The 22815-nt window shown below is 67.2% G+C and carries 20 protein-coding genes and 1 pseudogene; 7 read left to right on the top strand and 14 right to left on the bottom strand.

What is annotated here, in order from left to right; genetic code table 11:
• Window positions 1-14: 14 nt before the first annotated feature.
• Window positions 15-860 (bottom strand): 3',5'-nucleoside bisphosphate phosphatase, encoded by an 846-nt coding sequence (locus AC3WL8_RS25395; RefSeq protein ID WP_013956156.1) that lies wholly within the window; start codon window positions 858-860, stop codon window positions 15-17.
• Window positions 861-1020: 160 nt separating this feature from the next.
• On the opposite strand from AC3WL8_RS25395, the gene AC3WL8_RS25400 reads away from it, so the two are divergent.
• The gene (locus tag AC3WL8_RS25400) at window positions 1021-2106 is read left to right on the top strand and encodes an NAD(P)/FAD-dependent oxidoreductase (protein WP_013956155.1); all 1086 of its coding nucleotides are present in this window, start codon (window positions 1021-1023) and stop codon (window positions 2104-2106) included.
• Window positions 2107-2122: 16 nt separating this feature from the next.
• Here the strand turns inward: AC3WL8_RS25400 and AC3WL8_RS25405 are convergent, their stop codons facing one another.
• Complete coding sequence (locus tag AC3WL8_RS25405) at window positions 2123-3022, bottom strand: alpha/beta fold hydrolase (RefSeq protein ID WP_211980889.1); 900 nt, start codon at window positions 3020-3022, stop codon at window positions 2123-2125.
• Between the two features lie 168 nt (window positions 3023-3190).
• Between AC3WL8_RS25405 and AC3WL8_RS25410 the strand changes: the two genes are divergently transcribed.
• Entirely contained in the window at window positions 3191-4921 is a 1731-nt protein-coding gene (locus tag AC3WL8_RS25410; protein WP_013956153.1) for an acetate--CoA ligase, read from the top strand.
• Window positions 4922-5083: 162 nt separating this feature from the next.
• Here AC3WL8_RS25410 and AC3WL8_RS25415 read toward each other — a convergent pair whose 3' ends face one another.
• The gene (locus AC3WL8_RS25415; protein WP_211980888.1) at window positions 5084-7171 is read right to left on the bottom strand and encodes a hypothetical protein; all 2088 of its coding nucleotides are present in this window, start codon (window positions 7169-7171) and stop codon (window positions 5084-5086) included.
• Between the two features lie 408 nt (window positions 7172-7579).
• A complete protein-coding gene (locus tag AC3WL8_RS25420; protein ID WP_013956150.1) occupies window positions 7580-8482 on the bottom strand; it encodes a LysR family transcriptional regulator in 903 nt (300 codons plus the stop codon).
• Window positions 8483-8597: 115 nt separating this feature from the next.
• On the opposite strand from AC3WL8_RS25420, the gene AC3WL8_RS25425 reads away from it, so the two are divergent.
• Window positions 8598-9794, top strand: coding sequence for a serine hydrolase domain-containing protein (locus AC3WL8_RS25425; protein WP_211980887.1), 1197 nt, complete (start codon window positions 8598-8600; stop codon window positions 9792-9794).
• Between the two features lie 39 nt (window positions 9795-9833).
• Complete coding sequence (locus AC3WL8_RS25430; protein WP_013956148.1) at window positions 9834-11039, top strand: MFS transporter; 1206 nt, start codon at window positions 9834-9836, stop codon at window positions 11037-11039.
• Between the two features lie 17 nt (window positions 11040-11056).
• Here AC3WL8_RS25430 and AC3WL8_RS25435 read toward each other — a convergent pair.
• Window positions 11057-11943: pseudogene (locus AC3WL8_RS25435) on the bottom strand (ferritin-like domain-containing protein).
• 137 nt (window positions 11944-12080) lie between these two features.
• Between AC3WL8_RS25435 and AC3WL8_RS25440 the strand changes: the two are divergent.
• The 3 genes from AC3WL8_RS25440 to AC3WL8_RS25450 all read left to right on the top strand — a co-directional run bounded on the left by AC3WL8_RS25440 (window position 12081) and on the right by AC3WL8_RS25450 (window position 14173).
• A complete protein-coding gene (locus tag AC3WL8_RS25440; protein WP_010808992.1) occupies window positions 12081-12605 on the top strand; it encodes a gamma carbonic anhydrase family protein in 525 nt (174 codons plus the stop codon).
• Between the two features lie 39 nt (window positions 12606-12644).
• Window positions 12645-13646, top strand: a complete 1002-nt coding sequence (gene hslO, locus AC3WL8_RS25445; RefSeq protein ID WP_013956146.1) for an Hsp33 family molecular chaperone HslO — start codon at window positions 12645-12647, stop codon at window positions 13644-13646.
• Window positions 13647-13750: 104 nt separating this feature from the next.
• Entirely contained in the window at window positions 13751-14173 is a 423-nt protein-coding gene (locus AC3WL8_RS25450; RefSeq protein ID WP_211980886.1) for a hypothetical protein, read from the top strand.
• Window positions 14174-14197: 24 nt separating this feature from the next.
• Here the strand turns inward: AC3WL8_RS25450 and ftsB are convergent, their stop codons facing one another.
• The 9 genes from ftsB to AC3WL8_RS25495 form a co-directional block, all read right to left on the bottom strand.
• Window positions 14198-14539, bottom strand: coding sequence for a cell division protein FtsB (ftsB, locus tag AC3WL8_RS25455; RefSeq protein ID WP_013956144.1), 342 nt, complete (start codon window positions 14537-14539; stop codon window positions 14198-14200).
• A 168-nt stretch (window positions 14540-14707) separates the two neighbouring features.
• Entirely contained in the window at window positions 14708-15997 is a 1290-nt protein-coding gene (gene eno, locus AC3WL8_RS25460; RefSeq protein ID WP_013956143.1) for a phosphopyruvate hydratase, read from the bottom strand.
• Window positions 15998-16085: 88 nt separating this feature from the next.
• Entirely contained in the window at window positions 16086-16379 is a 294-nt protein-coding gene (locus tag AC3WL8_RS25465) for a DUF1330 domain-containing protein (protein WP_013956142.1), read from the bottom strand.
• 82 nt (window positions 16380-16461) lie between these two features.
• Complete coding sequence (gene kdsA, locus AC3WL8_RS25470) at window positions 16462-17331, bottom strand: 3-deoxy-8-phosphooctulonate synthase (protein WP_010808998.1); 870 nt, start codon at window positions 17329-17331, stop codon at window positions 16462-16464.
• Between the two features lie 28 nt (window positions 17332-17359).
• A complete protein-coding gene (gene pyrG / locus AC3WL8_RS25475; RefSeq protein WP_010808999.1) occupies window positions 17360-19012 on the bottom strand; it encodes a CTP synthase in 1653 nt (550 codons plus the stop codon).
• A gap of 141 nt (window positions 19013-19153) precedes the next feature.
• Complete coding sequence (locus AC3WL8_RS25480; RefSeq protein WP_013956141.1) at window positions 19154-19960, bottom strand: alpha/beta fold hydrolase; 807 nt, start codon at window positions 19958-19960, stop codon at window positions 19154-19156.
• Window positions 19961-19982: 22 nt separating this feature from the next.
• On the bottom strand, window positions 19983-20804 hold the full coding sequence (locus tag AC3WL8_RS25485; RefSeq protein WP_114134596.1) for a proteasome-type protease: 822 nt from the start codon (window positions 20802-20804) through the stop codon (window positions 19983-19985).
• Window positions 20805-20919: 115 nt separating this feature from the next.
• Window positions 20920-21759, bottom strand: coding sequence for a transglutaminase family protein (locus tag AC3WL8_RS25490; protein WP_193351049.1), 840 nt, complete (start codon window positions 21757-21759; stop codon window positions 20920-20922).
• A 44-nt stretch (window positions 21760-21803) separates the two neighbouring features.
• Window positions 21804-22757: an alpha-E domain-containing protein gene (locus AC3WL8_RS25495; RefSeq protein ID WP_013956138.1), complete on the bottom strand. Its 954-nt coding sequence runs from the start codon at window positions 22755-22757 to the stop codon at window positions 21804-21806.
• Between the last annotated feature and the right edge of the window lie 58 nt (window positions 22758-22815).

Raw genomic sequence — 22815 nt, forward strand, 5'->3', positions numbered from 1 at the left:
GGCCGGGCTTGCGCCTACCAGTCGTGCCAGACCGGCGTCACCGTCGGCGGCAGCGGCGGCAGCTTGCCCAGCTCGACGCGCCCTTCGCCGGGGCCGTGGAAGTCCGTGCCGCGCGAGGCCAGCAGCCCGTAGTGGCGGGCCACCTCGGCATAGCGGCGGTACTGGTCGGGCGTGTGGCTGCCGGTCACGACCTCGACGGCGCCACCGCCCAGCGCAGTGAACTCATCGAACAGCGCGTCGTGCTGGGTATCGGTGTAATGGTAGCGGCCCGGGTGCGCCATCACCGCGATGCCGCCGGCGGCGCGGATCCAGCCGACTGCGTCGGCCAGGCTGGCCCAGCGGTGGCCGACATAGCCGGGGCGGCCTTCCGACAGGTACTCGCTGAAGACCTCGCCCACGGTGGCGCAACGGCCCTGGTCGACCAGCCAGCGCGCAAAGTGCGTGCGCGAGATCAGGTCCGGGTTGCCCACGTGCTGCAGCGCCCCTTCATAGGCGCCGGTGATGCCCACCTTTGCCAGCGCGTCAGCGATATCGCGCGCGCGGCGCGCGCGGCCCGAGCGGGTATCGGTCAGGCCGTCGATCAGTTCCGGGCAGTGCGGGTCGATCTGCAGCCCGACGATATGCACGGTCTGCCCGGCCCAGGTCACCGAGATCTCCACGCCAGGCACATAGCGCATGCCGAATTCCTCGGCCGCGGCACGCGCCTCGGCCTGCCCGCCCAGTTCGTCGTGGTCGGTCAGCGCCCAGAATGCGACCCCCGCGTCGCGGGCGATCTCGGCGATGGCGCGCGGCGCCAGCGTGCCGTCGGACACGGTGGAATGGCAATGCAGGTCGGCATTGATGGCGTGGGCGTTTTGCATGGAGCCATTCTACTCCCGTCGCCCCCTGCATGCGTGACGCCGGCGCACCCTGGAAAGCCCTGCCGGCAACGCTGGCGTCGGCGGAAACGGGCGATGTGCGGGGTATAGTCGGGCCTTGCACCGTCCTTTTTGCGGGCACCTGGCGTGCCCGCCACGCCCAATGCCCACCGCTACCCCCCTCACACCAGCCCCCGTCACCACCACCGATGTCCTGATCGTGGGCGCCGGCCCGGTCGGGCTCTTTGCCGCGTTCCAGGCCGGCGTGCTCGGCCTCAGATGCGAGCTGATCGATGTGCTCGACCGCGCCGGCGGCCAGTGCACCGAGCTCTACCCCGAAAAACCGATCTACGACATCCCCGCCGTGCCGGGCTGCCTGGCGCAGGACCTGGTCGACCGGCTGCTGGAGCAGTGCGCGCCGTTCGACTTCCCGATGCACTTCGGCCAGCGCGCGGAAAGCTTGTCCGAAATCCCGCGGCAGCCGGCACCTGACGGGCATGCTGCCCATGAGCGCCTGCTGGTCACCACCGACAGCGGCAAGCGCTTCGATGTGGCCGCGGTGCTGGTCTGCTCCGGCGCGGGCGCATTCGCGCCGCAGCGCGTGGCGCTGCCCGAAGCACCGGCGCTGGAAGGCCGCCACGTGCACTACGCCGTGCGCGATGTGTCGCGCTTTGCCGGCAAGCGCGTGGTGGTGGCCGGCGGCGGCGACTCGGCGCTGGACTGGGCGCTGGCGCTGCGCAAGGTGGCCGCGCGCGTGACGCTGGTGCACCGGCGCGAAGGCTTCCGCGCGGCCGACGGCACCGTCGCGGAAATGCGCGAGGCGGCGGCGGCCGGCGAGATGGATTTCGTGGTCGGCATGCTCGGCGCCCTGCGCACCGAAGGCCAGGACGGCCCGCTGACCGAGGTCGAGGTGCGCACCCGCGACGGCAGCACGGTGCTGCCCGCCGATGAACTGGTGGCGCTGTACGGCCTGGTGTCCGAGCCGGGCCCGATCGCGCAGTGGGACATGGACATGCGCGCCGGCCGCATCCTGGTCGATACCACCACCTATGAAAGCTCGCGCCGCGGCATCTTTGCCGCGGGCGATATCGCCTACTACACCAACAAGCAGAAGCTGATCCTGTCAGGCTTCCACGAGGCCGCGCTGGCATTGCGCCGCGCCTACCACTACGCCTTCCCGGAAAAGGCGCTGGTGCATGTGCACACCAGCAACAACGCCGCGCTGAAGGAAAAGCTGACGCACGCCTGAGCGGCGGCGCCGGCGCTCACACCGCGCCGCAGAACGATTCCACCAGCGCCGCCACGGCGGCGGGCTGGTCGTGATGCAGCATGTGGCCGGCATCATCGACCACCGCTTCACGGAAGTCACGGAAGGCGCGGAAGCGCTCCTTGAATTCGTCGATGGCCTGCTTGTGGGCGATATTGCGCAGCGTCTCCGAATCGCGCGCTTCCACATGCAGCACGGGCGAGCTGACCTGCTCCCAGATCGCCATCACCTCATCGAGCCGGTACAGCATCGGGTTGACCAGCTTGTGCGCCGGGTCTCCCAGGATCTCCCAGCGGCCCTCGGCATTGCGGCGCGACCAGTGCTCGGCCAGGAAGGCGGCGCGGTCGTCGGGCAGGCGCGGGTTGGTCTTCTGCAGCCGGGCGGCGACGCCGTCCACGCTGTCATACGTCTTCAGCTCCGAGCCGGTGCGCAGTTCGTCGAGCCAGCGCGCATAGCGCTTCGGCGCATGCACCGGCCGCGTCGCCGTCATGCCGAAGCCCTCCAGGTCCACCACGCGGCGCACGCGCTGCGGGCGGATGCCGGCATACAGGCAGATCACGTTGGCGCCCATGCTGTGGCCGACCAGGTCGACCTGGCCGTCGGGCTCGTAATGGTCGAGCAAGGCCTCCAGGTCGGCGATATAGTCCGCGAACCAGTACGACTGCGTGCCCGGGTAGCGCGTGGGCCAGTCGGTCTCGCCAAACCCGCGCCAGTCGGGCGCAATCACATGCCAGTCGCCGCGCAGGTGATCGACCAGGAACTGGAACGACGCGGCCACATCCATCCAGCCATGCAGCATGAACAGCTTGCGCGCGCCGGGCTTGCCCCAGTGGCGCACGTGGTAGCGCAGCCCGCGCAACGTGATAAATTCAGACCGCGAGGTTTCCTTGATTGTCATTGTCTCCACCCTGGCGCGTGGGTCTTCCTGCCGCCGGGCGCGGCGCCACGGGGGCTGGCGAGGGAAGCCCACACAAAATAGAACGATCGTTCGCTTGAGCGCATTATAGCGGCCGCCGCCATCTCGGGGGCCGCCATTGCCGCGATCCGAACCTACCGGAGACCCTGGATGGCCGCAGCTGCCTTGCCGGCAAGCCGGCGCGACGACTATCGCGCCCTGTATGAATCCTTCCGCTGGGAAATTCCCCCGCATTTCAATATCGCCGAGGCCTGCTGCGGGCGCTGGGCGCGCGACCCGGCCACGATGGACCGCATCGCGGTCTATACCGAGCACGAGGACGGCCGCCGCAACGCGCATGCCTTTGCCCATATCCAGGCCGAAGCCAACCGCCTGTCGGCGGCGCTGCGCGCACTGGGCGTGGCGCGCGGCGACCGCGTGGCAATCGTGATGCCGCAGCGGATCGAGACCGTGATCGCGCATATGGCGATCTACCAGCTCGGCGCCATCGCCATGCCGCTGTCGATGCTGTTCGGGCCCGAGGCGCTGGCCTACCGCATCGCACACAGCGAAGCCAACGTGGCGATCGCCGACGAGACTTCCATCGACAATGTGCTGGCCGCGCGCCCGGAATGCCCGACGCTGGCCACCGTGATTGCCGCCGGCGGCGCGCATGGCCGCGGCGACCACGACTGGGACGTGCTGCTGGCCGCGCAGTTGCCCGTCTTTACCGCCGAGCAGACCAAGGCTGACGAAGCCGCCGTGCTGATCTACACCAGCGGCACCACCGGTCCGCCCAAGGGCGCGCTGATCCCGCACCGCGCGCTGATCGGCAACCTGACCGGCTTTGTCTGCTCGCAGAACTGGTATCCGCGGGACGACGACGTGTTCTGGAGCCCCGCTGACTGGGCCTGGACCGGCGGCCTGTGGGATGCGCTGATGCCGGCGCTGTATTTCGGCAAACCCATCGTCGGCTACCAGGGACGCTTCTCCGCCGAGCGCGCCTTCGAGCTGCTGGAGCGCTACGCCGTCACCAACACCTTCCTGTTCCCGACCGCGCTCAAGCAGATGATGAAGGCCTGCCCCGAGCCGCGGCAGCGCTACGACATCAGGCTGCGTGCGCTGATGAGCGCCGGCGAGGCCGTGGGCGAGACCGTGTTCGGCTGGTGCCGCGATGCGCTGGGCGTGATCGTCAACGAGATGTTCGGCCAGACCGAGATCAACTACATCGTCGGCAACTGCACCGCGCAGAACGACGACAACCAGCTGGGCTGGCCGGCACGGCCGGGCTCGATGGGGCGCCCCTATCCGGGCCACCGCGTGCAGGTGATCGACGACGAAGGCCACCCCTGCCCGCCCGGCGAAGACGGCGAGGTGGCGGTGTGCGCCACCGACAGCGCCGGGCATCCGGACCCGGTGTTCTTCCTCGGCTACTGGAAGAACGAGGCCGCCACCGCGGGCAAGTACACCGAGCGCGACGGCCTGCGCTGGTGTCGCACCGGCGACCTGGCGCGCGTCGATGCCGATGGCTACCTGTGGTACCAGGGGCGTGCCGACGATGTGTTCAAGTCCTCGGGCTACCGCATCGGGCCGAGCGAGATCGAGAACTGCCTGCTCAAGCATCCGGCAGTGTCCAACTGCGCCGTGGTGCCCTCGCCCGACCCCGAGCGCGGCGCCGTGGTCAAGGCCTTCGTGGTGCTGACGCCGTCGGTGGCGCGCTCGTTCGACGGCGACGCAGCGCTGGTCACAGAGCTGCAGGCGCATGTGCGCGGCCAGCTGGCGCCGTATGAATACCCGAAGGCAATTGAGTTCATCGACCAGTTGCCGATGACCACCACCGGCAAGATCCAGCGGCGCGTGCTGCGCCTGCTGGAGGAAGAGCGCGCGGGCAAGCGCGCCTAGCCCCTACCGTTGCGCTTGAAGCGCCAGCCTCACCAATTCCACCGCGCGGCTTCAGTTCATCTTTGTCTTCAGGCTTGCTTCCAAAAAAAAACCCGCCGGCTTTGGGGCTGGCGGGGTCCGGAAATCAGCGATCCTTGCGCAAGGGTCGCTGATAACACCAGGTCAGTTATAGGTGTACACCGCGGTCTTGTTGCTGTTGTTCAGCATCCGGTAGCCGAACAGCACCGCACGAACCGATGTCGGCGTCATGGCTGGAACCGGGGCATCCACTACGAGAGACGTGGAGCCCTTCGGAGCCTGCTGGGACGCGCCATAGGTGCCGTTCGTGTCCACAGTCACCGAAACACCGCCGATCTGCTCGGCAGCAATATTCTGGATCCAGTCGGCCTTGGTCGACGTCTGCGCGCCGGCAAGGCTGCCATTCGGATCCAGGAATGCCAACGTTGCGCTGCCCGGCGTGTTCCACGGCAAGTTGCCAGCCTGGGTGGCGACGATCATGTCGCTCAACAGGGTCTTGTGGTACGTGTAAGTCGCCGTCGTGTTGCTGCCGTAGAACAGCTCGATCTTGTAGCGCTGGCCCTTCGCAGGGAAGGTCGTATCGAGATTGTCGGCATTCTGCGCCCACACCAGCCCCCCCTGATTGTTGGCGAAGGTCGTAGCGGCCGTGCCAGTCAAGCCGGCGGTCCGGCCGATCCAGAAGTTCGGGCAGTTGTAGAACCGCGGGCCAGTGTTCGCGGCATTGTCGCTGCAGCGCGTGGTAGTGCCGACCGTCCCGGTCTTGTTGGTGACATCCATATAGTTCTGGCCGACTTCCTCAGGGACCGGAGCAATATAGACCAGGCCTGCCTTGGGCAGCATCGGGCCGGTAATGCGGGCATAGGCCAGGTTGCCGTTCGCTGTGACACTGCCCGGCCCCTTCGCGTTCACCTGGAATTGCAGGCCGGTCTGGAAGTGGCTGAAGGCCTGGGTATTGGCAGGGTTGAGTTGCTCAACCCTGCGGACCAACGGCCGCACACTGACGTCGACCGGCTGCTGGTTGCCGACCAGCCACCAGGGGCTCGGGTGCGATTGCGTGGCACCGCCGGCGATGTTGCGCGCGACGGTGATCAGGTTGCCGGGATTGCCTCCCGCATCCAGGTACTTGATGTTCAGCACGGCTTCGTCCTTGCCCGACGCGGTGCTGCTTGCGCCGTAGAAAGCCATCACCTCAGGAACGCTGAACTGCGCACCGGTCATCGTATCGCTGGTGAGCGTGTTGTACAGATACTGGCCGGCCTCGTAACCATTGTGCAGGAACTCGACGCCTGCCGCGTTGTCGCTGGCGCCCGCGATATCCTGGCACTGCGGCGCCGCGGACGTCACCGTCGGGCCGCCCTGGGATTGCGGCACGGTGGTGTCGGTGGCCAGCACGCGCTGGGACGTTGGCAGCGCAAAGCAGGCAGTCAGGGATTTGGCGACGAGTTGCGCGGCCTTGGGCAGATCAGCCACGCCGGCGTCCGGCGCGGGCAGCGCCGTGCCGCTGCTGTCTGCGGTGGCCAGGGGCACCGGCGTCGGATTGTCGACGGTGGCGATTGCCGGTTTGCCGCTCGCGGGATCGGTCGTTACCTTGACGATATCCAGAAGCTGGTCAGCGGTGTTGCCCGAGCTGGAAGCCGTGGCCGCGGAAATAGAGGTGCTGAACGGGTTGTAGTCCGCGGGTGCGCCGATCGACGTCAACACGCTCGCAAGCTGCGTCAAGACGTTAGCGGTGACCTTTTGCAACGCGGCCGTATCCACGGTCTTGCTGCTGACCACGGAAAGCGCGTTACCGTCTGAAGCAAGCTGTGCCACGATGGCCGTGGTCAGCGGGGTGGCGTTGACCGTCAGCGCGGCGCCCGCGGCGGGGGTGGTGGTGGCCACGCTCACCAGCGGGGCACTGTTGCCGGTCGGGTCGGTCACCACGACAAAGAAGGGCGCCGTCTCTCCGCTCTTGAGGGTGCACGTGTAGGTGCCCAGGGCTGTCGTCGTGATCGACGATTCCTCGCAAGGCGAGTTGCCACTGCTGTTGGTGATGGTGACGTTGGCATTGGCCAGGGCCGCACCGGTTGCCGCGGTCCCGCTCATCACGGCTTTGGCTGCCGGCGCCGTCGTCGCAGGCGGCGGGGTCGTGGTGTTGCTGCTGGCGCTGTCTCCACCGCCTCCGCAACCGGCAAGCGTTACCAGTGCGGCGCCGGCCATGGCGAGGCCAAGTTTGGAGCGATTGCTCTTCATGCGGTACTTCCTCCCGGTCTTTTATGGGGTTCCTGTGTTGCGCGGGAGTGCCACGAACGGCGTGAAGTTGCAGTTCTCTCTTTGGGCTATGACGACCGCTGACTTCTCATCCGCGCACGTCAATGTATGGGGCCATGCGGGCTGGCGAATACCACCCCAAGGAAGGATGTATCAAATTGCCTCACTAACCAATTCTGGTGATGCGCATCGCTTCGGATTCTGCGGGGCAGTTGGGCGCCAGGCCCTGCGCGGCAATGCGGTAGCGATGGCCGTTGACTTCCCGTTCGAGGATGCGCATCATTTTTTCATGCAGCATCTCCGAGCCAAAGAATCAAGCGAAATCCAGTATCTACGCGGCATTCCGACTCGATGCCGCCGCGGAACAACACCGAGCTTGCGAAGGTAGGGCTAGGAGCGCGCCTCGTCTGCAGGAAAGACCCGCGCGCACAGAAAGTCGACCAACGCCCTCACCTTGGGCGAGGGATGCCTGCTCGCCGGCCAGAGCACGTGAAAGGCCTTGGCCGGCCCCACATGGCCCGACAGCACCTGGCACAGGCTGCCATCGGCCAGTTGCTCGCGGATGGCGAAATCCGGCAGGCAGGCAATGCCCAGGCCGCACAGCGCAAAACACAGGCGCGTCTCGATGTTGTTGCAGATCATCGATGTCGGCAGCGCCAGCTCGGGCTCGCCCGGCGCGCGTTGCAGCGGCCAGGCCTCGAGCTTGCCGGTGTGGGGAAAGCGGTAATGCAGGCAGGCATGGGCGGCCAGGTCGGCAGGCACCTTCGGCGTGCCACGCTGCGCCAGGTAATCGGGCGATGCCACCAGCATCGCCTGGAACGCACCCAGCCTGCGCGCCGACAGGCGCGAGTCGGCGGGCTCGCCGGTGCGGACCACCGCATCGAAGCCCTCCTCGATGACATCGACCAGTTGGTCGGTGAAATCCAGGTCCAGCTCGATGTCCGGATACGCGCGCATGAAATCGCCAAGCACGGGCAAGACCAGTGAGCTGACCAGCGGCAGGCTCACGCGCAGGCGCCCGCGCGGCGCCGCGGTGGCTTCGGCCAGCTCCAGCTCCGCCGCTTCGATCTCGGCGAGCACGCGGCGGCTGCGCTCCAGGAACAGCGTGCCTTCGGCGGTCAGCGTCACGCTGCGCGTGCTGCGGTGGAACAGCCGTACGCCGAGCCTTTCTTCCAGGCGCGCCACGCTCTTGCCGACGGCGGAGGCCGACACCCCCAGCAAGCGTCCCGCCGCGACAAAACTGCGGGTCTCGGCCACCTGCACAAACACTGCGAAGCCACTGAGGCTATCCATGATGCCCCCCCGATTGCGGACACAAAGTTCCGGAGAAAAAGGAACTGTAGCCCACTTTTTCTTTAATGGCCGGGTCCTTATCGTGAGCGGGTACTCATTGAACAAGGATTCCGCTGTGTCCCTCCCCACGATTGCACCGCGTCCAGGTGTGTCCCATGTATCCCCCCTGAATGCGCGCATCGACGTCGTGGTCCGGCAGGCGCTGGAGCAACGGCGGCTGGTCGGCGCCGTCGTGCTGGTCAGCCGTGACGGCGAACCGGTCTACCAGCAGGCGGCAGGCCTGGCCGATCGGGAAAGCGGACAGTCGATGCGCATGGATGCGGTGTTCCGGCTGGCTTCGGTAAGCAAGCCGATCGTCTCCGTGGCTGCACTGGTGCTGGTGGCACAAGGCCATCTCGACCTTGACCAGGGTATCGACCGTTGGCTGCCCGAATTTTGCCCGCGCCTGGCCGACGGCCGACCGGCACGTATCACGGCGCGGCAGCTGCTGAGCCATACCGCGGGGCTGGGCTATCGCTTCTTCGAGTCCGGCGAAGCCGGACCCTATGCCAGCGCCGGTGTCTCCGACGGCATGGACGACACCACCATCAGCCTGGCGGAAAACCTGCGGCGCATCGCGAGCGTGCCCTTGCTGTACGAACCGGGTACCGCGTGGGGCTACTCGCTCGCGACCGACGTGCTGGGCGCGCTGATCGAGCGCGTCCATGGCACGCCGCTCGACACGGCAGTGCGCCAGCTGGTGACGGGCCCGCTGGGCATGGACGACACCGGCTTCGTGGCACGCGATGCGCACCGCGTGCCGACCTCGTATGTGAATGACAGCCCGCACCCGCACCGCCTGCGCGAAGGCGAAACCGTGCCCGTGCTCGAAGGCACGGTTGGCATTCCCTACAGCCCCGCCCGCCTCTTCAACGCGCGGGCCTTCCCGTCCGGCGGCGCCGGCATGGCGGGCACGGCGCAAGACTTCCTGCGCCTGCTGGAAAGCTTGCGCCAGGGCGGCGGCGTGTTGCTGCCATCCGCCCTGGTCGAAGACATGGCGCGCGACCAGACCGGCGGCCTGGACCTGCCCGATGCGCCGGGAACCGGCTTCGGGCTGGGCTTCTCGGTGCTGCGCGATCCGCGCCGGGCGGGCTCCCCGGAATCCACCGGCACCTGGCGCTGGGGCGGCGCCTACGGCCACGCCTGGTTCGTCGACCGCAGCCAGGGGCTGAGCGTGGTGGCGTTCACCAACACGCTGTACGAGGGCATGTCCGGCCGCTTTGTCACCGATCTGCGCGACGCGGTCTACGGTGTCGCCCCCGCTGCCGCGTAACCCTCCACGCAACGCATCACCCCTGATCAAGGCGCCAACATGACCACAGCCACCAACACGCTTGCGAACGATGCACAGCAGGGCACCCAGCCTGCGCGGCTACCGCTTCCGGCACTGCTTGCGCTTGCCGTCGCAGGCTTCATCACCGTCCTGACCGAGGCCTTGCCGGCAGGGCTGCTGCCGCAGATCGGCGCGGGCCTTGCCATCTCCGAGCCGCTTGCCGGCCAGCTCGTCACCATCTACGCCTTCGGTTCTCTGGTAGCCGCCATGCCGCTGACGGCAGCCACGCAAGGGCTGCGGCGACGGCCGCTGCTGCTGCTTGCCATCGCGGGCTTTGCCGTCGCCAACGCCGCGACGGCCTGGTCCGGCAACTATGTCCTGACGATGGCGGCGCGCTTTCTTGCGGGGGTCTCGGCCGGACTGCTGTGGGCGCTGCTGGCTGGCTATGCCGCGCGCATGGTTCCCGATCACCTCAAGGGCCGGGCCATTGCTGTCGCGATGGTTGGCATCCCCCTGGCCTTGTCGCTGGGCGTGCCATCCGGGACCTTCCTCGGTGCGCTCATGGGCTGGCGCGCGTGCTTCGGCATCATCAGCATGCTGACGCTGGGCCTGGTTGCCTGGGTGCTGGCCAGCGTGCCGGATTTTGCCGGCCAGCCCGCCGGCCAGCGGCTGCCGATCGCGCGCGTGTTCACAGTGCCGGGCGTGCGTCCCGTGCTGTTCGTGACGCTCGCCTTCGTGCTGGCGCACAACATCCTCTACACCTATATCGCGCCGTTCCTGCGAGCCGGCAACGCCGGGGCACGGCTTGATCTGGTCCTGTTCGTGTTCGGCGTGGCCTCGCTCGCCGGCATCTGGATCACCGGCGTACTGATCGACCAGTGGCTGCGGGCGCTGACGCTGGCCAGCACCCTGCTGTTCGAGCTTGCGGTGCTGGCGCTTGGGGCCGGGGGCGGGCACCCGGCCGTGGTCTATGCCGCGGCCGCGATCTGGGGCCTGGGCTTCGGCGGCGTTTCCACGCTGTTCCAGACGGCGCTGGCAAAGACCGCCGGAAAGTCCGCGGACGTGGCCCAGTCGATGCTGGTCACGGCCTGGAATATTGCCATCGCCGGCGGCGGCGTCATTGGCGGGCTGCTGCTCGATGGCTTCGGGATCGGCGCATTCCCGCCCGTGCTGGCTGCCCTGCTCGCCGCCACCTGGCTGGCGGTCTGGTCGGCGCGCAGGCATGGCTTTCCGCCGCGCGGCTGAGGTACAGGACGGCAGGCCTAACCGGCCGATGCCTCCAGCCAGGCCAGTTCCTCTTCATCGAAGCCCGCCGCGCGCCGCGCCTCGAGATTGAACGGCCCGCGCAGCTTCGGCGCGCGGTACTGCCCGGCCAGCTGCGCGTAGGTGGCAACGGGGTCCAGGCCGCGCTGCGCGCACAGCCAGCGGTACCAGTGGTTGCCGATGGCGACGTGGCCGACCTCGTCGCGCAGGGCAGGATGATGTCGATGATGGCCGCGGCGGCGTGGTCGCCGGCGCCGGCCAGCCTGGCGCGCACCGGCGGCGAGGCATCGAGCCCGCGCGCCTCCAGCGTGCGCGGCACCAGCGCCATGCGCGCGAGCACGTCGTCGGCGGTCTTGTCGGTCATCTCCCACAGGCTGTTGTGGGCAGGGAAGTCGCCGTAGGCCGCGCCCAGCGTGCCAAGGTGGTCGGCCAGCAGCGTGAAGTGGTACGCCTCTTCATCGGCCACGCGCAGCCAGTCGCGGTAGTAGCCGGGCGGCATGCCGGCGAAGCGCCAGGCCGCGTCCAGCGCCAGGTTGATGGCATTGAACTCGATATGGCACAGCGCATGGATCATCGCCGCGCGCCCGGCCGGGGTATGCAGCGAGCGGCGCCGCTCGACGCCCTGCGGCGCCACCAGCGGCGGCCGCGCGGGGCGGCCGGGAATGGCCTGGCCGGCACCGGCCTGGATCGCCTCGCCGGCGGCAAGCGCCTCGTCCGGCAACGTCGTCACATGGCGGTAAAGTGCCCGCGCCGCCACGGACTTCTGCCGGGGATCCGTCATGCACAGCACCGCCAGCGCCTGGTGGCGCGGCGAAAGTGACGGTTCAGGCAAGGCGGCGGCGGGTGTTTTTTCTGGCATGAGCGTAAAATCCGGGTCTGCCGCCATTGTAGGGCCTGGCCGGTGCCCGACTGCCGGGCAAGCCGCGCAGTCGCCTTGGCGCCGCGCGCCCGCACCCCACCCTGGCCCTTTAAAGTCCGGCGGCAACCCCCACTTCAACAAAAGCCTTTCGTGCAGGAGACCTCATGGCGCTTTACCAGCTCGGCGATGTCAAGCCCAATATCGACAGCGATGCCTACGTGGCCCCCGAAGCCACCGTCATCGGCAACGTGACCCTCAAGTCCCGCGCCAGCGCCTGGCCCGGTGTCGTGATCCGGGGCGACAACGAACCGATCGTGGTGGGCGAGGACACCAACATCCAGGAAGGCTCGGTGCTGCATACCGACCCGGGCTGCCCGCTGACCCTGGGCGACAAGGTCTCGATCGGCCATCAGGCCATGCTGCATGGCTGCACTGTGGGCGAAGGCTCGCTGATTGGGATCCAGGCCGTGGTGCTGAACCGCGCCGTGATCGGCAAGGAATGCCTGGTCGGCGCCGGTGCCGTGGTGACCGAAGGCAAGGTCTTCCCGGACCGCTCGCTGATCCTGGGCGCGCCGGCCAAGGTGGTGCGCCAGCTGACCGACGCCGACGTCGCCAACCTGTACCGCAACGCCGAGACCTACGCCACCCGGCAGGCCATGTACAAGCAACAGCTCAAGCGGATCGGCTGACGACCGCGGCGGCACTTACCGAATCATCGACAGATTATTGTGACCGATACCACCACCCCCGACACCCTGCAGAAATTCCTGTTCGACGCGGCTCCCGTGCGCGGCGAGCTGGTGCGCATGGAAGCCACCTGGCAAGAAGTGCTGGGCCGCCACAGCTACCCCGCACCGGTGCGCCGGCTGCTGGGCGAAATGATGGCCGCCGCGGCGCTGCTGTCGGCCAACCTGAAGTTCAACGGGGCGCTGGTGATGCAGCTGCACGGCGACGGCCCGGTGCGCATGCTGGTGGTGGAATGCCTGTCCGACCTGTCGATGCGCGCCACCGCCAAGCTGGCCGAGGACGCGCACATCGCCGACGACGCCACGCTGGCGCAGATGGTCAACGCCCACGGCCACGGCCGCTTTGCCATCACGCTTGACCCGAAGGACAAGCTGCCGGGCCAGCAGGCGTACCAGGGCATAGTGCCGCTGGCCGACGCGCACGGCCCGCTGGCCTCGATCAGCGCCGTGCTGGAGCACTACATGCAGGCGTCCGAGCAGCTCGACACGCGCCTCTGGCTGGCGGCGGACGACCACGTCGCCGCCGGCATGCTGCTGCAAAAGCTGCCGGCCTACGGCGGCACCGCGGAAGTCGGCGAGACCGGCGCGCCGCTGGCCAGCCATGCCCGCGCGCAGGACCTGGACACCTGGGACCGCGCCGTGCAGCTGGGCGCCACGCTCAAGGCCGACGAACTGCTGGCCGAGACCCCCGACACCCTGCTGCGCCGCCTGTTCTGGGAAGACCTGCAGGCCGCCGGCCTGCGCGTGTTTGAGCCGCTGACGCCGCATTTCCATTGCTCTTGCTCGCGCCCCAAGGTGGCGGGCATGCTGCAGTCGCTGGGCCAGGAAGAGATCGAAGGCATCATCGCCGAGCGCGGCCAGGTCGAGATCCACTGCGACTTCTGCGGCCTGCGCTATGAGTTTGATCCGGTCGACTGCGCCCAGCTGTTCTCGGCCACCCATATCGCCACCGGCGCCGGTGCCGGCGCGCACCAGCACCACTGAGCGGCGGGCGCGGGGCGGCACGGCGGAAACAACCGCCCTGCCGCCCTGTCCAACGGCTGTACGATGGCAGCATCCAACTGCCGCAAGCGAGCCTGAGAACAGCCATGTCCGCCCGAGCCACCTCCTCCCTGCCTGAATCTCCCGCCATCGTGCCGGCCGTGCTGCGCGGCATTGCCGCCTGCGCCGCGACCGGCGCACTGCTGCTGGCCGCCGGCTGCGCAGAGCTGCCGCGCGACGTCAACGGCTCGCCGCCCACGGCGCGGCTCACGCCCAACGCCATCCCGCCAGCGCCGCTGACGGCCGACGACAAGGAGAAGCTCGACACGCTGAACCAGCAGATACTGCGCGAGCAGGCGGCCGCGATCGCGCTCGACCAGCAGGCCGCGGCCGCGCGCGCGGCTTATGGCTATCCGAACACCAGCTGGAACCTGTATTACGGGGGATGGGGTGGCGGCCACTGGGGCGGCGGCGTCAGCGTCGGCATGCCCGGCTGGGGCTGGGGCGGTTATCCGTACGGCTGGTGGTGACGACAGCGAGAAGCAAGGCGCCTCTTAGTGGCCACCTCTGCCGGCGACCGAATTCGGCGGCGGCGGCAACGGCGGCGTGGCGCTGACCTTGGGCGCCGGCGCGACAAACTGCACGAAGACCTCGCCTTCCTTCACCATGCCCAACTCATAGCGGGCACGTTCCTCGATCGCGCCGGTGCCGTCCTGCAGGTCGGCGACTTCGCCTTCCAGCTTGGCGTTGCGCAGCTTGAGCGTCTGGGTGCGGGTGCCCTGCTCGGTCAGCTGCCGGTTCAGGTCCCACACGCGCAGCCATCCGCCCTTGCCCAGCCAGAGTGGGTACTGGATGGCAAGCAGCAGCACGAACAACAGCAGCGAGATCAGGCGCATGAAAGATGGCGGACAGGAAATTCCGCACAATGATCTGCGAACTCAGCCTATAAGGCAATTGCCAGGCAGATTTCGATACAAAAACGGCGGCGGCCAGGGAATCCCGGCCGCCGCCATTCCATCCGCTTGCTGCCGCTCCCGCGCGAGCGGGAACGACGGGGCAAGGTGTCAGCGCAGATTGTAGAACGCGCCCTTGCCCGGGTAGCTGGCGATATCGCCCAGGTCTTCCTCGATGCGCAGCAGCTGGTTGTACTTGGCCATGCGGTCCGAGCGCGACAGCGAGCCGGTCTTGATCTGGCCGGCGTTGGTGCCCACGGCGATGTCGGCGATGGTGCTGTCTTCGGTCTCGCCCGAGCGGTGCGAGATCACGGCGGTGTAGCCGGCGCGCTTGGCCATCTCGATGGCGGCGAAGGTTTCGGTCAGGGTGCCGATCTGGTTGATCTTGATCAGGATCGAGTTGCCGATGCCCTTCTCGATGCCTTCCTTCAGGATTTTGGTGTTGGTGACGAACAGGTCGTCGCCCACCAGCTGCACGCGCGTGCCCAGCTTCTCGGTCAGCGTCTTCCAGCCGTCCCAGTCGCCTTCGGCCATGCCGTCCTCGATCGACACGATCGGGAACTTGTCGCACAGGTTGGCCAGGTAGTCGGCGAACTGCGTCGAGGTCAGCTTCAGGCCTTCGCCCTCCAGCTGGTACACGCCCTCGCCTTCGTGGTAGAACTCGCTGGCGGCGCAGTCCAGTGCCAGCAGCACGTCTTCACCGGCGCGGTAGCCGGCCTTCTCGATGGCCTGCACCACGGTGTTCAGGCATTCCTCGTTGGACGAGAAGTTGGGGGCGAAGCCGCCCTCGTCGCCGACCGCGGTGGACATGCCCTTGTCGGCCAGGATCTTCTTCAGCGCGTGGAAGATCTCCGCGCCGCAGCGCAGGGCTTCGCGGAAGCTGGTCTGCGACACCGGCATGATCATGAATTCCTGGATGTCCAGGCTGTTGTTGGCGTGCGCGCCGCCGTTGACGATGTTCATCATCGGCACCGGCAGTTGCATCGCGCCCGAACCGCCGAAGTAGCGGTACAGCGGCAGGCCGGCTTCTTCAGCGGCGGCCTTGGCCACGGCCATCGACACGGCCAGCATGGCGTTGGCGCCCAGGCGGCCCTTGTTCTCGGTGCCGTCGAGGTCGATCAGGGTGCGGTCCAGGAAGGCCTGCTCGGAGGCATCCAGGCCCATGATGGCTTCGGAGATTTCGGTGTTGATGTGCTCGACGGCCTTCAGCACGCCCTTGCCCAGGTAGCGCGACTTGTCGCCGTCACGCAGTTCGATGGCTTCGCGCGAGCCGGTCGACGCACCCGACGGCACCGCTGCGCGGCCCATCACGCCGGATTCCAGCAGCACGTCGCATTCGACGGTGGGGTTGCCGCGCGAGTCGAGAACCTCGCGACCGATGATATCTACGATTGCACTCATGAATTCCTCTCTGACTGTTGATTCTTGCTGCTGCTGATTACTTCAAGCTGTGCCCGTGTCAGGCGCATGTCAAACTGCCCGACAACCCTCAGGCAGCGCCTTCCACCACGATCATGTTCATCTTTGCCGCGTGCTCGCGCGCCTTGCGGGCGGCGCGATAGGCTTCGCCGTCGTGGAACGACTTGGCGGCTTCATAGCTGGGGAATTTCAGCACCACGACGCGGGTCGGCGCCCACTCGCCCTCCAGCGGCTCGGTCTTGCCGCCGCGCACCAGCACTTCGGCGCCATGGATCTGCATGGCCTTGCTCGAAAGCACTTTGTACTCTTCGTACTGCTGGGGGTCGGTCACGTCGACGTAGGCGATGATATAGCCCGCGGCCATGGAAAATCTCCCGATTTTTTGTATTGTCTTTCGATATGGTTTGTCACCACCGGCATTGCGGTGGTGACAAAACCGGGCCTGCTCAGGCGCAGGCCGGCCAGCCGAAGTTGTCTTCCAGAAAGCCGGCACGCTTGACCAACGTGTCCAGGTCCTTGAGCACGGCCAGCAGTTCCTTCATGCGCGACAGCGGCACCGCGTTGGGGCCATCGGACATGGCCTTGCTCGGGTCCGGGTGCGTTTCCATGAAGAGGCCCGCGACGCCGGTGGCGACGGCGGCGCGCGACAGCACCGGCACGAACTCGCGCTGGCCGCCCGAGCTGGTGCCCTGGCCGCCCGGCAGCTGCACCGAGTGGGTGGCGTCGAACACCACCGGAGCACCGGTCTCGCGCATGATCGCCAGCGAGCGCATGTCGGACACCAGGTTGTTGTAGCCGAACGAGACACCACGCTCGCAGGCCATGAAGACGTCATCGGGCAGACCGGCTTCGCGCGCGGCGTCGCGCGCCTTGTCGATCACGTTCTTCATGTCATGCGGCGCCAGGAACTGGCCCTTCTTGATGTTCACCGGCTTGCCGCTCTGAGCGCAGGCACGAATGAAATCAGTCTGGCGGCACAGGAAGGCCGGCGTTTGCAGCACGTCCACCACGGCGGCGACGGGCTTGATCTCGTCGATCTCGTGGATGTCGGTCAGCACCGGCACGCCGATCTCGCGCTTGACCGTCGCCAGGATCTCCAGGCCCTTTTCCATCCCCAGGCCGCGGAACGACTTGCCCGAAGACCGGTTGGCCTTGTCGAACGACGACTTGTAGATGAACGGGATGCCCAGTTCAGCGGTGATGGCCTTGAGCTCGCCGGCCGTATCCAGCGCCATCTGCTCCGACTCGATCACGCACGGACCTGCGATCAGGAAGAACGGCTTGTCGAGGCCGGCCTCGAATCCACAGAGTTTCATGACTGTCTCTCCTGCTTGCCGCCGGGGCTTACGCGCCCTTGCGCTGCTGGCTGGCCAGCGCGGCTTCGACGTAGGCCTTGAACAGCGGGTGGCCGTCGCGCGGCGTCGAGGTGAATTCCGGGTGGAACTGCACGCCGACGAACCAGGGGTGCATCGACTCGGGCAGCTCCATCATTTCCGGCAGGTTCTCGGTCGGCGTGCGCGCCGAGATCACCATGCCGGCCTTTTCCAGCGTCGGCACGTAGTGATTGTTGACCTCGTAGCGGTGACGGTGGCGTTCATTGACCTCGGCGCCGTAGATCGTCGCTGCCTTGGTGCCTTCCTTGACCGGCACGCGCTGGGCGCCCAGGCGCATGGTGCCGCCCAGGTCGGAATCGGCCGAGCGCTGCTCGACCTTGCCTTCGCGGTCCACCCACTCGGTGATCAGCGCGACCACCGGGTGCTCGGTTTCCAGGTTGAACTCGGTCGAGTTGGCATCGGTCATGCCGGCCAGGTGGCGGGCAAACTCGATCACGGCCAGCTGCATGCCCAGGCAGATGCCCAAGTACGGGATCTTGTTCTCGCGGGCGTACTGGATCGCGCGGATCTTGCCTTCCGTGCCGCGCTTGCCGAAGCCGCCCGGCACCAGGATGGCATCCAGCGGGGCCAGCACTTCGAGGTGGCCCGATTCCAGTTCCTCGGAATCGATGTACTCGATGTTGACGCGCGTGGCGGTGTGCATGCCGGCGTGGCGCAGGGCTTCGATCAGCGACTTGTACGACTCGGTCAGGTCGACGTACTTGCCGACCATGCCGATGGTGATCTCGTGCTCGGGATTTTCCTGGGCGTTGACCAGCTTCTGCCACATCGACAGGTCGGCGGGCTTCGGGTCCAGGCGCAGCTCCTCGCAGATCAGGCGGTCCAGGCCCTGCTCGTTGAGCATCTGCGGGATCTTGTAGATGCTGTCCGCATCCCACACCGAAATCACGGCGTCTTGCGGGATATTGGCGAACAGCGAAATCTTGGCGCGCTCGTCGTCCGGGATCGGGCGGTCGGCGCGGCACAGCAGCGCGGTCGGCGAGATGCCGATTTCACGCAGCTTCTGCACCGAGTGCTGGGTCGGCTTGGTCTTGAGCTCGCCGGCGCTGGCAATGAACGGCACCAGCGTCAGGTGCACGAAGGCGCAGTGGTTGCGGCCCATGCGCAGGCTCATCTGGCGCGCGGCTTCCAGGAACGGCAGCGATTCGATGTCACCCACGGTGCCGCCGATTTCCACCAGCGCCACGTCGGCCTTGCCGTCGTGCGACGCCGCGGCGCCCCTTTCGACGAAGGCCTGGATCTCGTTGGTGATATGCGGGATCACCTGCACGGTCTTGCCCAGGTATTCGCCGCGGCGCTCCTTGCGGATCACCGATTCGTAGATCTGGCCCGTGGTGAAGTTGTTCGACTTGCGCATCTTGGCCGAGACGAAACGCTCGTAGTGGCCGAGATCGAGGTCGGTTTCAGCACCGTCTTCCGTGACAAACACCTCGCCATGCTGGAAAGGGCTCATCGTGCCGGGATCGACGTTGATGTAGGGATCTAGCTTGAGGAGGGTGACTTTGAGGCCGCGCGACTCAAGAATGGCCGCGAGCGAGGCAGCAGCGATGCCCTTGCCGAGAGAAGAGACGACGCCACCGGTGACGAAGACGAATTTGGTCATAAACCGAGCTTGCCGGGGAAATCGGGATTATACATGAGAGCCCGATTCCCGCCGACCCGGAAATTGTGACAGCACCCCTCCTCGGCGGGGCTGCAACAGGGTTTTCCGGTGTGTTGCGGCGCATGCGCCGCAACACCCGCCTCAGCGCCCCTCGCGGCGCATCGCGCCGATCAGGTCGCGCACCAGCTGCGCTGTCTCCTGCGGCCGCTCCATCGGGTACAGATGGCCGCCTTCGATAAAGCGCAGGTTCGGACCGACCAGCTTGCGGGTGGCACCCAGCCCGCACTGGCGCACCTCGCGGGAACGGGTGCCGGCGACAAAGCCGACCGGCACCGGCGCGCCGCGCGCCACCTTGCGCCCCAGGCTGGTCGGCAGCGTGCGGTAGATCCAGTATTCGACCTCGCGGTCAAAGCGCAGCCGCCGCTCGTTGTCCTTGCCGGTCGGCTCGGTGCCGTGGATGGCGTAGTCGCGCAGCACTTCCTGGTCCCATACCGCGAAGTTGGGCTTGGCGCGGAAGTGTTCCCAGACCGCCTCGGCATCCGGCCAGTGGGTGCGCCGGTTTTTGGTCACCGCCGCCGGGCCGGGCTTTTCGTCCATGCCGAACATCTGGGCGGTCTTCAGCAGCGAAGCACGCCAGCCGGCAATGATCGGCGAATCCAGCATCACCACGCCGCGCACGCGCTCCGGGCGCCGCAGCGCCGCCATCAGCGACAGGAAGCCGCCCAGCGAATGGCCCACCAGCCACACCGGCTCGCGGTACTGGCGGTCGATCTCGCCGAGCAGCTCCTCCACCAGGTGCGGCCAGCCGCGCGTCACCGGGAATTCGGGCTTGTGCCCGTAGCGGTCCACGGCGCGGAATTCGAAGTCGCCGTCCAGTTCGCCGAACAGCTTGCGGTAGGTGGTCACCGGAAAGCCGTTGGCATGGGAAAAATGAATGATCTCGCGCATCGCTTGCTTCCTCGCCCGGCCCTCAGTCCTGGGTACGCGACGGATTGCGCTTGGCGCGCACCGGCTGGCCCCAGCGGTCGGCCTCGCCGGGACGCGCCAGCGAGAATTCGGCGGGCGCGGCCGGATCCCACTCCGGGTTGTGGATCTCGCCGAAGACCTGGCGCAGGCGCTGCCCCCAAGTATCGCGGATCATGCGGAAGTAGGCGTTGCGCTCGTCGATGTTGACGAAGCGCGTCACGCACAGCGTATCGGCCTCATAGACCAGCAGGTCCAGCGGCAGGCCGACCGAGATGTTCGACTTGAGCGTCGAATCCATCGAGATCAGCGCGCATTTGGCCCCCTCGGCCAGCGGCAGCGACGGGTGCACCACGCGGTCAACGATGGGCTTGCCGTACTTGGCCTCGCCGATCTGGAAATAGCAGTTCTCGGGCGTGGCCTCGACAAAATTGCCCGCCGCGTAGATGTTGAACAGGCGCACCCGCTCGCCGCGCACCTGGCCGCCGAAGATCAGGCTGACATTGAATTCGATGCCGGCATCGCGCAGCGCATGCGCATCGCGCTTGTGCACCTGGCGCACCGCCTCGCCGACGATGGAAGCGGCCTCGAACATGTCGCGCGCGGTCCACAGCGAGCGCTTCTCGTCATGGTTCTCGGCCAGGATCTGGCGCACCGACTGGCTGATCGCCAGGTTGCCGGCGGTCATCAGCACCATCACGCGGTCGCCGGGTTCTTCGAACACCGTCATCTTGCGCGACGTGGAGATGGCATCTACCCCCGCATTGGTGCGGGAATCGGACAGGAATACCAGGCCGGCATCCAGCCGCATGGCTACACAGTAAGTCATGGTCTTGTTTTGGTGTGCTTCGCGGCGGCCGGAAGTGGCCAGCCGATGGCCTGCATACCCCGGATTCTAGCGCCGGTGCCGCGGCACCGCGCCCTGTCTGGAATCAGGCACCTAATCAGGGAAAAAGCGGCGTTATGCTCACATCGACTTCAAGCGTCTCGCCGGAACCCCCTTCCAGGATGCCCCTTACCGGCGCAGCCGACGCGTAATCGCGCCCCACCGCGAGGCGTATATGACGCTCGTCGGTCAGGCAGCCGTGGGTGATATCGACGCTGCACCACACCTCGCGCGCCGGGTCCAGGCATACGTCGGCCCAGGCATGGCTGGCCATCTCGATCGCGGCCGGATCGTAAAAGTATCCGCTCACATAGCGTGCCGGGATACCCAGCGCCCGGCACGCCGCCACCATCACCTGCGCCTGGTCCTGGCACACGCCGCTGCCCAGGCTGAAGGCCTCGGCCGCCGAGGTGCCGACGTCAGTGGTGTTGGGCTTGTAGCGCACCCGCTCCGCAATCCCCTGGGCCAGCGCCAGCAGCGCCGGAATCTCGTGCCCGGCCGCCAGGAACGGTGCGGCAAACGCCTGCATCTCCGGCGGAGCCGAGGTCAGTGGCGTGCTGCCGAGGAAGTACAGCGGCGACACCCGCGCTTCGCCGGGGGGCGGTGCGTCGCAGAACGCATGGTGGCCGTCCCGGTCGAGGTCGCCATGCGGCTGCAGCACTTCCACCTCCCCGCTGGCTTCGATCGAAATGGTGCTGGTCGGTCCGGCCACCGTGAAGTTGTGCACGATGTTGCCGAAGCCGTCATGCGCCGCTGACGGATTGCCAGGCGCGACCAGTTGCCATCGGTGCACGGTCTGCAGCGGGCCCGAACGCGGCTCGAGCCGCACTTCGTGCACGCTGCGGCGCACCGGCTCGGCGTAGCGGTAAACAGTATGGTGGTGGATCTTGTATTTCACGGTATCAGGGCGCGGCGGCACATGGAGGCTGCCGGCGGCCCATCTCAGGCAGCCAGCAGCGGCACGAGGAAGTCCCGGCTGATGCCATTGCCGAGATCGCCGATGCGCTCCAGGAAGCTGGTCAGGTACGCGTGCAGGCCGACAGCGAAAATGTCGTCGATGCGCGCGTACTTCAGGTCGGCGTGGAGTTTACCAGCCTGGCGCTCGGTTTCCGCCGATTGCTGGTTGCGCACCGTGTGCAGGATGGCCACCACCTCGTCCATGCTCGACACCAGCGAGCGCGGCATGTCGGGCCGCAGGATCAGCAGCTCGGCCACGCGCTGCGGCGTAATGACCGCGCGATAGACCTTGCGGTAGACCTCGAAGCCCGATACCGAGCGCAGCACCGCGGCCCAGTGATAGAAATCGTTCTGGTCGCGGTTGGCATCGCTCTCGTCGCTGCCCGATGCCTGGAACTTGACGTCGAGGATCCGCGCGGTGTTGTCGGCGCGCTCCAGGAACGTGCCCAGCCGCATGAAGTGGAAGGCATCGTCCTTGAGCATGGTGCCGAACTGCACCCCGCGCGCCAGGTGCGAGCGGAACTTGACCCATTCGAAGAAGCGCGACGGGTCTTCCTTCAGCACGCCGTCGGCGATCAGGCGCTGCACCTCCAGCCAGGTGGTGTTGACGGTCTCCCAGACCTCGGTGGTCAGCGACCCGCGCACCGCGCGCGCGTTCTCGCGCGCCGCGCGCAGGCAGCTCATGATGGACGAGGCGTTGGTCATGTCGCGCACCATGAAGTCGATCACATCGTCGCGCGACAGCAGCCCGTACTTGTGGTCGAAGACGTCGGTCAGCTCGGAGATATCGAGCATGGCCCACCAGCCCTGCTCGGCCACCTCGGCCGATTGCGGCAGGAGCGAGGTCTGGTAGTTGACGTCGAGCATGCGCGCGGTGTTCTCCGCGCGCTCGGTGTAGCGGGCCATCCAGAACAGGTGGTCGGCGGTGCGGCTCAGCATGCGGGCTCTCCTGGCATGGCGGCGGTCGCCATGGCGGTCATTGCGGCGGTCATCACGT

It is taken from the genome of Cupriavidus sp. FW305-F7 (assembly GCF_058782875.1).

Bases quoted from the DNA above. Each gene is read 5' to 3' on its own strand.
- AC3WL8_RS25395 (WP_013956156.1), bottom strand. From the start codon at position 860: ATGCAAAACGCCCACGCCATCAATGCCGACCTGCATTGCCATTCCACC.
- AC3WL8_RS25440 (WP_010808992.1), top strand. From the start codon at position 12,081: ATGGCGCTTTACCAGCTCGGCGATGTCAAGCCCAATATCGACAGCGAT.
- AC3WL8_RS25400 (WP_013956155.1), top strand. From the start codon at position 1,021: ATGCCCACCGCTACCCCCCTCACACCAGCCCCCGTCACCACCACCGAT.
- AC3WL8_RS25430 (WP_013956148.1), top strand. From the start codon at position 9,834: ATGACCACAGCCACCAACACGCTTGCGAACGATGCACAGCAGGGCACC.
- AC3WL8_RS25415 (WP_211980888.1), bottom strand. From the start codon at position 7,171: ATGAAGAGCAATCGCTCCAAACTTGGCCTCGCCATGGCCGGCGCCGCA.
- AC3WL8_RS25495 (WP_013956138.1), bottom strand. From the start codon at position 22,757: ATGCTGAGCCGCACCGCCGACCACCTGTTCTGGATGGCCCGCTACACC.
- AC3WL8_RS25485 (WP_114134596.1), bottom strand. From the start codon at position 20,804: ATGACTTACTGTGTAGCCATGCGGCTGGATGCCGGCCTGGTATTCCTG.
- AC3WL8_RS25450 (WP_211980886.1), top strand. From the start codon at position 13,751: ATGTCCGCCCGAGCCACCTCCTCCCTGCCTGAATCTCCCGCCATCGTG.
- AC3WL8_RS25410 (WP_013956153.1), top strand. From the start codon at position 3,191: ATGGCCGCAGCTGCCTTGCCGGCAAGCCGGCGCGACGACTATCGCGCC.
- ftsB (WP_013956144.1), bottom strand. From the start codon at position 14,539: ATGCGCCTGATCTCGCTGCTGTTGTTCGTGCTGCTGCTTGCCATCCAG.
- eno (WP_013956143.1), bottom strand. From the start codon at position 15,997: ATGAGTGCAATCGTAGATATCATCGGTCGCGAGGTTCTCGACTCGCGC.
- pyrG (WP_010808999.1), bottom strand. From the start codon at position 19,012: ATGACCAAATTCGTCTTCGTCACCGGTGGCGTCGTCTCTTCTCTCGGC.
- AC3WL8_RS25405 (WP_211980889.1), bottom strand. From the start codon at position 3,022: ATGACAATCAAGGAAACCTCGCGGTCTGAATTTATCACGTTGCGCGGG.
- AC3WL8_RS25420 (WP_013956150.1), bottom strand. From the start codon at position 8,482: ATGGATAGCCTCAGTGGCTTCGCAGTGTTTGTGCAGGTGGCCGAGACC.
- AC3WL8_RS25480 (WP_013956141.1), bottom strand. From the start codon at position 19,960: ATGCGCGAGATCATTCATTTTTCCCATGCCAACGGCTTTCCGGTGACC.
- AC3WL8_RS25465 (WP_013956142.1), bottom strand. From the start codon at position 16,379: ATGGCCGCGGGCTATATCATCGCCTACGTCGACGTGACCGACCCCCAG.
- kdsA (WP_010808998.1), bottom strand. From the start codon at position 17,331: ATGAAACTCTGTGGATTCGAGGCCGGCCTCGACAAGCCGTTCTTCCTG.